Below are 4,473 nucleotides of genomic sequence, written 5' to 3'. Positions count from 1 at the left end.
CTGCTTCTAGGCAACAATGGTTTATGCACTGTGCCAACCAAATAAGGGGGATGCGTGAATTTTCAGTCGGTTATTGCTTTGTTGCATCAGTTTTGCTTTGCATAAACGTAAATATCGCCGCCTCGTCGTCATATGGAAACATTAAAAGGTTTATTTTGGGGAATTTTATAGACCTCACTACCATCAATATTTAGATTAACAAAGTAGACTTGCCGGGGAACTAAGAGAGAATAGATAGCAGTCGTAGGAAAAGATGATGCTGAATGTTGAAGGACATTGCTCAAGCAATTAATACCAAGTTTTGCCCCAAAGTACTCACACTTATCTTATTGGATAACGACATGGGTCAGTATAATGAAGTCCAATTTGAATAATTTCATCATGGCGCTTACGCCCTTTAACTTTCTTAACACCATCGAAACCATAGACCTTTCCTTGTTTTCAATTGTCTTCAGCGACTGAGAATCAGCCATTAGCCCTTTCAAGGTGGCCAGCGAAGATACGTTGTTTCAGTGCTACCATCTTGAATCCTCCGCTCAGATTTTCGGCTTTTTGAAGATTGAAATAACCAATTCTTGTTCTACTCGTTCTAAATTTCAGCACCTTGAAAGGGCTATGTTCTTCGGGTTTAATAAGTAATCAAGCGAACATGATATAACCCTCTTCCGTCACTCTGGGCTGAAACCTTGATTGTTCGTTGGCTGAAACACCGAAAATTCGTTAATTTTTCCAAGACTGATGAAAGAGCGATAAGTTCTAATCCCTTAGGTGTAGGTAAAAGAGGCTTAAGCACTCACTATAGAGGCAATTTATAAATTACCCCTACCTAAAAATAAGGGTTTCGGCTATTGTTTGCGTAAGTCCTGTTCACTTTTCGCTGTTCGGCTGAAGACTCTATAGTATAGCGACGTACTAGTTTCCTTTAAGGGAAAGAACAGATAGGTGAGAGGATTTATTGCCACAATAATATTTCGAAAGTCTCGTCGGGCGAAAAATAAGATAGCACGAGCAACTTGCTGTGCAGACATCACTCCATAAGGATTAAGTTGACTCTTAAACGGGCCAAGAATTAACTTGCGAATTACACAATCCCCGTCCAAACGCTTCAGGGTAACAATATCTCCTAGCGATCGCTTGCTGAGTTCATAAAGCGGACTTAGTGCTGGAGAAACCTCAGCCTCAGAAGTGTTTACCCAGATTTCCTTGGTTGCTTTTGCTTGTGGGCCTGTTACAGTTGTCAAAAATATATCCATCAACCGCAACGCTGAAAAGGTATTCACCTCATAAGAAGAGTTGATAGCCTCTGATGTGCGGCTGGCGTAGACATTGATTCCGTGGTTGATAATTAAAATATCTACTTTCTCTAAACTATTCCTTAGTTCGGCTTCGTTACCCAACTGCCAGGGAACCATCTTCACCCCAACTTGCTCTACTAATTTTTCTGGATTAGTGGTTAATGCAACGACTTTAGCATTATTCTTTACAAGTTCAGCTGCTAATGCTTGTCCCAACGCTCCTGATGCTCCTGTTAAAGCGATGGTTTTACCTTTAAGAGACAGTCCTGTACCAAGAATTTTATCCACTAGGGGAAAGACACCACTGTAGTAAGCGTTGACATCATCAAAATGATGCCGCCAATGGTAAGACCGATTCACCCACCAAATGGATGGTATTGTCTCTAAAGGGCCGGGTAGGTGGTTGTAGTCTGTATCAATTTTTCCCTGGAAATATCGTACAGACGCGCCATACAAGAAGGTGCAACCATAAGCTACTCCCAGCCATAACCCCATTTGCTGGACACTTAAGGCAATGACTACTAATACCACTAGCAGTAGACTCGACTCTAAAATGTCGTGATAGAGCTGGGATTCTTGGTAAACTTTCAGGGAAACTATGGATAAATCACGGCGATAAGCCATGTGGTGCTTGTTGTGCCATTTTGCAAGCCAATTGACTTGGTGACACAAAGCATGGTAGCTGTCTCTCAAGACCTCAGCGAGTAAAAGTGAAAAAAGTCCCCAAGTAAGAAACTGCAAGCTGGTGTTTAACCAAACCCAATTAATTTGTAATCTTGTCTCAATTCCAATCAAGTTTTCAGCTAGCATTTTTATCATATTTGTCTATACTCGTTTTTCTTAATCATTCTTCATGATCTGATAAAGGTGCATTCAGGTCGAGTCTAGAGCAAATAAAAATCAAATGGAATGAGGAATGGGAAGTAGGGGGAGTAGCAAAAAGCAATATTCAATGTCCCCCGATCGCTCATACAACCAACCTTCGGAATTTAGCTACAATAATCCCAGTTCAATAGAGCAAAAACTAAGGTTAACCAACTGCAATTGAGATAGCGATCGCAGTAGCATAAATGCTTAATTGCTAAGGTGTGGAGCAAATAACTTCGGCTCGTGCTGCTTCTGGCACAAATGGAAAATCCATAATATATCTTAACATAGTTAGTACAGAAGTTAGCCCTTACAACCAGAATTAAGCTTGTTTTAGGGATTAACTTCTGCCTTCTTCAAATAGTTCTTTGGTGCAGATGCTCCCCATTAAGCCCTTGCTTAATCCAACTCAGACATTCATATTCGGATTTGAATAATTTTGGAGCTGCAATATTATTCAATAACTCTGGTGGATAATGGTCATAAAAATATTTGTCTCCTTCTTGGGAGATAATTATCAAATTCTTTCGGTAGATGTAGCGAGACTTAAAATTATCCTTACGATTAACAAACTCTGAATTTTTATCAATATATTCTTTAGCAATATCAACGATATTACTAACGTTACTTCCATAGATTCCTGCTGGGTTCTCTGCTTTATGGAATTGGCTTGTGTGTCCAACCTCTGATAACAATTTATACGAGTAAATCTCGTAATTATCAAGTTTCCCAAACACAAATGGAATGATGAGATATCCTTTGTAAGAGACTGAATTTTCATAAAGAAGACGACTCATTTCAACCTCCTTTGGTGTAACTGCTCTCAAAAAATTCGCTTAAATCACATTCACATTAAAAATCAATACTTTTGGGTTAAATATTATATTTATGTCTCAACTAAAGGCTCATTGCCATTTCGCAAAGACGACTATTACCTGTTTTATCAAGCAAGAAACGAATATAAAACTTTAACAAAAAATTATCGTAACACTAATTATCGCTCTTTTTTTAATTACTAAACATGAGATATTTTGTAAAAGTTAAAAATTATAAATCTCATTCTGTGGGCTTAGTTCCCCTACTCCTCGCGTCTTGCTTTTCAAGACCATAAACTGAGTTGATTGGGGGGATGCTCAAGGTTATTCCAAGGCAGGGGTGGAACTGGTGTATGACTCTGTTCCAATAGCTGTTGGAAGTGACGGGCTGTGCTAGGCGATCGCGCTTCTATTGGACAATGAACAAAGAAATAAATTCGCACTCCCATTTGTAACCATTGCTGAATCTGTCTCACCCACTCTTCCAGAAACGGCTGATTCACTGATAAATTTGGATGAGAAATAAACCGAATCAGAGTAAAAGGTGCTGTCACACTCAATTGCAACGGTAATTTGGGTTTACGCCGTTCCGATTGCAACTGGGGGTCATCATCTCCAGTATAAATGGGGCGCGAGTCTAACAATACCCGTCCTACACCTAGTTTTTCTAAAAGCGCCGTCAAATTACTAGCATGGGGTTCTCTGAACCAGTCGGGATGCCGAACTTCTAAGGCTAGAGGTGCTTCTGTAAGCGGCCAAGCTTCCAGAAAGTTGCTTAAATCGTCAAGCAATACAGGTGCATAACTGGGTGGTAACTGGGCAAATATTGGGCCAAGACGTTTACCTAGAGGGCGCATCCCTTCCAGAAATTTTAATGCAGCCGGAATATAAGGTTTCAGCAATCCTTGATGAGTAATATCTCGCGGTAATTTCAGACAAAATTCAAAACCTGTTGGTGTTTCGGCAGCCCAACGGGTTACAGTTTCTTGGTTAGGCACGGCATAAAAGGTGGTGTTACCTTCTACAGTGGTAAAGCGACGACTGTAGAGATGGAGAAAATCGGCAGTGCGAGTGCCTTGGGGATAAAGTTCGCCTACCCAACCTTTATATGCCCAAACAGCACAACCAATAAAAAAGTTCACAGTACCTAAAAGCCTTGATGTATCTATTCAATTTTACAGGCAGTTTGTAGGGATGGATGAGGCTAGGTCAGATTCCCGACTTTTTGAAGGATACTGCTGATCATTAAAATTGCAGATTGCTTTCTCAAAATGCTTGATTGCTTACTCATTTTGTCTAAATGCTTTCTCATTTCGGTAGATTTAGCAAGCAAATCTATTTTGCTTATTTTAGACTTATATTAAAATCCAAACTAGGCAGTAAATATATACTTAGGTTAATTATTTTGGTTCTTCCGCTAGTTTTATGGAGAATCAATACTAAAATGCCAGTTTAATAAACTGCGTAATCTAAAATTGCTAAAGTTACGAAAGCCA

3 protein-coding genes and 1 pseudogene are annotated in these 4,473 nt (G+C 39.7%); all 4 read right to left on the bottom strand.

Annotation, left to right across the window (positions count from 1 at the left end; translation table 11 throughout):
* Positions 1-357: 357 nt before the first annotated feature.
* Positions 358-476, bottom strand: a pseudogene (locus V7K25_RS07450) (IS5/IS1182 family transposase); the annotation flags it as partial.
* A 369-nt stretch (positions 477-845) separates the two neighbouring features.
* A complete protein-coding gene (locus V7K25_RS07445) occupies positions 846-2,114 on the bottom strand; it encodes a bifunctional sterol desaturase/short chain dehydrogenase (protein ID WP_335156532.1) in 1,269 nt (422 codons plus the stop codon).
* Between the two features lie 404 nt (positions 2,115-2,518).
* The gene (locus tag V7K25_RS07440) at positions 2,519-2,959 is read right to left on the bottom strand and encodes a hypothetical protein (protein WP_335156530.1); all 441 of its coding nucleotides are present in this window, start codon (positions 2,957-2,959) and stop codon (positions 2,519-2,521) included.
* Positions 2,960-3,261: 302 nt separating this feature from the next.
* Positions 3,262-4,119 (bottom strand): DUF72 domain-containing protein, encoded by an 858-nt coding sequence (locus V7K25_RS07435; RefSeq protein ID WP_335156528.1) that lies wholly within the window; start codon positions 4,117-4,119, stop codon positions 3,262-3,264.
* Positions 4,120-4,473: the final 354 nt, after the last annotated feature.

The sequence above is a fragment of the Nostoc sp. genome (assembly GCF_036919495.1).
GTDB lineage: Bacteria > Cyanobacteriota > Cyanobacteriia > Cyanobacteriales > Nostocaceae > Nostoc.
This window is presented reverse-complemented; position numbering and strand designations above follow the sequence as displayed.

Coding starts and splice junctions, on each gene's coding strand:
- V7K25_RS07445 (WP_335156532.1), bottom strand. CDS start 2,114: ATGATAAAAATGCTAGCTGAAAACTTGATTGGAATTGAGACAAGATTA.
- V7K25_RS07440 (WP_335156530.1), bottom strand. CDS start 2,959: ATGAGTCGTCTTCTTTATGAAAATTCAGTCTCTTACAAAGGATATCTC.